This window comes from Streptomyces sp. IBSBF 2435 (assembly GCF_036815005.1).
GTDB lineage: Bacteria > Actinomycetota > Actinomycetes > Streptomycetales > Streptomycetaceae > Actinacidiphila.
The window spans coordinates 1-3,681 of the sequence record NZ_JAJSYW010000328.1 but is presented as its reverse complement, the minus strand read 5'-3'; the positions used below and the strand labels follow the sequence as shown (position 1 = coordinate 3,681).

Sequence of the window (3,681 nt, the reverse complement as noted above, 5' to 3'; positions counted from 1 at the left end):
GGGTCCACGAGCAGAGCCCGGCGCGGGTCGGGGGCGATGACAGTGCGGGTCCGGGCGAGGAGTGCTCGATCGCCGGGAGCAGGTTCCGGGGGTGTCGCGAATTCCACTCAAACGGATGACTTCGGGCGTATCCCACCCGACAGCGCCTATGCCGCATTCCCTCCCGATCAGGTCCGCAACCAGGCCGAATCCGGCGCACGGTTGCAGCGCGGGCGGGTGATGTGTGTCATGTGCGGATCCCCACATCGGGGGTGAAATCCCGCTCTGGCCACCGCATATGACACTGACGGTTTACCAGTGGCTCTCCCGTCACGTCCTACCCAGCCACTAGGGTCTCCTGAGACCGGAAGAGGCAAGGCAGAGCAAAGGGAAACCCGTAGAACGTTCAGGGGACCGGAAAGGAGTCGCTTGATGTCCGCTGCCAAGCGCGGCACCGAACGGCCCTCGGCCACCGATCCCGGGGCGGAGGGTTCCGCCGCCGCGGCCACCCCCGACACCGCGGGGACGCCGGCGCTGACCCTCCCGCGCCAGCGCCAGGACACCGCCGACGGACCGCCCGCGCTCAACCTGCTGGTGGTCGGCGACGACCCGACCGGCGCCTTCACCGCCCCCTGGTTCCAGGACGGCGGCGGCCCCCGTATCCGTATCCTGCGGGCCGGCAATCTCACCGCCGCCGGCCGGCTGCTCACCGATGACGTGCACTGCATCCTGCTCGACCTGCCCGACGTCCTGGAGGGCGTACGGCATGTGGTGCGGGTCGCCCCCAGGACCGCCGTGCTGGTGCTGACCGACGGCGCCGACGACGGCAGCGCCGCCGAGGCCGTACGCGTCGGCGCCCAGGACCACCTGGCCCGCGGCGACGTCGACGCCGCCGCCATCACCCGGGCCGTGCGTTACGCCGTGGAACGCAAGCGCGCCGACCTCGCGCTGCGCAAGCTCACCGAGACCAAGCTGCTCGCCCGGGAGAACCGCAGGCTCGAACGCGGTCTGCTCCCGACCCCGCTGCTCGACGGCGCCGACCTGCGCTTCGCCGCCCACTACCGCCCGGGCCGCAGCCGCGCCCTGCTCGGCGGTGACTTCTACGACACCGTCCGCACCTCCGACGGCGTCGTGCACGCGATGATCGGCGACGTCTGCGGCCACGGTCCCGACGCGGCGGCGCTCGGCGTCGAACTGCGGATCGCCTGGCGGGCGCTGACCTTCGCCGGCCTCGGCGGCGACACCTTGCTGCGAACGCTCCAGCAGGTGCTGGTGCACGAGCGGGCCGACGACGAGATCTTCGCGACGCTGTGCGCGCTGGACATCGCTCCCGACGGCCGCCACGCCGACCTCTACCTGGCGGGGCATCCGGCGCCGCTGCTGGCGGGTCCCGGCCGGGTGCCGCGGCTGCTGCCGCACGAGGACGGCGGCCCCGCGCTCGGCCTGCTGCCCGACCCGTTCGCCCAGTGGCAGCGCGTGCCGGTCGCACTGGACGGCGAATGGCGGCTGATGCTCTACACGGACGGCCTGATCGAGGGCCGGATCGGGGTGGGCACGCAGCGGCTTGAGCAGGACGGGATGCTCCGGCTGGTCGCCCGGCTGCTGGCCGCGGGCCTGCACGGCGACGCGCTGCTGGACGCGGCTGTCACCGAGGTGCGCGAGCTGAACGGCGGCGAGCTGACCGACGACGTGGCGGTCGTCCTGCTGGAGCGGACCGGCTTGCAGCCGTAGCCGTCACCGCGGGCGTAGGCCGTACGGGATCAGCGCCCGTGCGGCCGGTAGGTCCGGGAGACCGGCTCAGCGCCCGCCGTTGTACGGGCCGTAGGGGCCGTCGCTGCTGCTGCCGCGGCTGCTGCTCCGGCCGCGTCCGCGCAGCCGGCGCTGCATGCCGCCGCGTCCGGTCACCTCACGGACGGCGGGGCGTACGTCGACCATGTACACGATCACCGCGACCAGGCCGATGACCGGCAGGAACGACAGGATCGGGAAGAGCTTCATCACGACCGCGGCGATGCCGAGGATGATCAGCCAAAAGCCCTTGTTCTGCTTGTTCGCGGCGCGATACGCGTCCTGGCGCCGCACCGCCGCGTCCACGAACGCGAACGTCGCGAAGAGGAAGAGCGCCCAGGAGATCAGGGCGACCACCCCGAAGAACTGTGTGATCAGCACGCCGTCCACCCGCCTTTGTCGTCCGCCGCCCGTCGCCGCCGGTCTGCTGCCACCGTACCGGTCGTACGCGTACAACGGGCCGGGCACGCGTTGCGTGCCCGGCCCTCGCGGGTCACTCCGCCGGCGTGTCGGACTTCACGGACTTGCGCGGGGCGGTCTTGCGGACCGGCGCCTTGCGGGCCGGGGCGGGCTCCGGCTCGGCCGCCTGCGCGGGCCTGTCCGGCTCGACGGCGGCGGCGATCTCCACGACCTGGTCGGCGGTCTCGCCGCGCCAGCTCGCCACAGCGCCCTTGCCGCGCTCGGCCAGCTCGTCGTACGCCTCGCGGGCCTTGACCGCGTAGCCGGTGGCCCGGCCGACGCCCTGGAGCGCCAGGTCCTGCACCGACTCGCCGAGCTTCTTGAAGTCCGGCTTCTCCCTGAACGCCTTCAGGTCGATGTCGCGGTACGTCTCCGTCAGCCGCGCCTGGGCGTCCTTCGCCCCCGCGGTCACCCGGTCCTGCACGACCTTCGGGTCGGTGCCCTTGATCTTCTCGATGTGCTCGGGCGCCTGCTCCCGGATCTTCTCGATCAGCGCGGGCACCTCCCGCAGCTTCTCCGCGGCCAGGTCCGCGGTCCCGGCGACCGCGTAGAGCGGGGTCGGGTTGCGCAGGCTCTTCACGATGTCATCGGTGATGGTCATGGTCCGGTTTCCTCCCGTACGGCGGCGGACCCCTCGCGGCTGCCCGCCTCTGCCTCTGCCTCTGCCTCTGCTTCTGCTGCGTCCACGTCTCCGGCCGCCCGCGACTCCCCCGCGGCGGCGTTCTCCTTGCGGAAGGACTCGTAGATCTGGATGAGCACCTGCTTCTGCCGCTCGTTGATCGACGGGTCCGTCAGAATCGCCGCAGGCACCTCCAGCTCGTCGCGCTCACGCGCGTCGAGCATCCCCGCCTGCACGTACAGCGTCTCGGCGGAAATCCGCAGCGCCTTCGCGAGCTGCTGCAGGATGTCGGCACTGGGCTTCCGCAGCCCGCGCTCGATCTGGCTCAGGTACGGATTCGACACACCGGCCGCCTCCGCCAGTTGCCGCAGACTGAGCTGCGCACTCCGCCGCTGCTCCCGCAGGTACTCGCCGACGTTGCCGACTTTCAGTGACGCCATACGTACGAGAGTGCACGACTGCGCTAACTTTTGCAAGCACATCGCTTGCTGCTGGCAAACGGCCGGTCTCGCCGCGGTGGACGCTCATCGACAGGCCCGCGCCTCGGCGGCGATCGGGAGCCGGCCCTCCTCATAGGTGTCGAGGAGTGCGGCGGCCGCGCCGTCCCGCAGCACCGCGCCCGGCGTCCAGCGTCCAGCGTCCAGCCCAGGTTGCAGGCGCCCTGCACACCGGCGTTGAGGCCCTGGCCGCCGGCCGGTGAGTGGACGTGGGCCGCGTCGCCGACGAGGAAGACCCGGCCCGCGCGGAAGCGGTCCGCCAGGGCCGCGCGCGGGCGGAAGTCGCGTGCTACGGCATCGTCTGACCGGTGGACGGCCGCCGGCCCGGCCCACCACCCC

4 protein-coding genes and 1 pseudogene are annotated in these 3,681 nt (G+C 72.2%); 1 reads left to right on the top strand and 4 read right to left on the bottom strand.

Going from position 1 to position 3,681, the window contains the following annotated elements; translation table 11 throughout:
- The first annotated feature begins 411 nt into the window (after positions 1–411).
- Positions 412–1,710 (top strand): PP2C family protein-serine/threonine phosphatase, encoded by a 1,299-nt coding sequence (locus V7E46_RS32885; RefSeq protein WP_333771828.1) that lies wholly within the window; start codon positions 412–414, stop codon positions 1,708–1,710.
- Between the two features lie 66 nt (positions 1,711–1,776).
- Here V7E46_RS32885 and V7E46_RS32880 read toward each other — a convergent pair whose 3' ends face one another.
- The 4 genes and pseudogenes from V7E46_RS32880 to V7E46_RS32865 all read right to left on the bottom strand — a co-directional run.
- Positions 1,777–2,148 (bottom strand): DUF2516 family protein, encoded by a 372-nt coding sequence (locus V7E46_RS32880; protein WP_333771827.1) that lies wholly within the window; start codon positions 2,146–2,148, stop codon positions 1,777–1,779.
- A 112-nt stretch (positions 2,149–2,260) separates the two neighbouring features.
- The gene (locus tag V7E46_RS32875) at positions 2,261–2,827 is read right to left on the bottom strand and encodes a hypothetical protein (RefSeq protein WP_333771826.1); all 567 of its coding nucleotides are present in this window, start codon (positions 2,825–2,827) and stop codon (positions 2,261–2,263) included.
- The gene (locus tag V7E46_RS32870; protein ID WP_333771825.1) at positions 2,824–3,285 is read right to left on the bottom strand and encodes a helix-turn-helix domain-containing protein; all 462 of its coding nucleotides are present in this window, start codon (positions 3,283–3,285) and stop codon (positions 2,824–2,826) included. The genes V7E46_RS32875 and V7E46_RS32870 overlap by 4 nt, the downstream gene beginning before the upstream one ends.
- Before the next feature lie 58 nt (positions 3,286–3,343).
- A pseudogene (locus V7E46_RS32865) lies at positions 3,344–3,681 on the bottom strand (FAD-dependent monooxygenase); the annotation flags it as partial.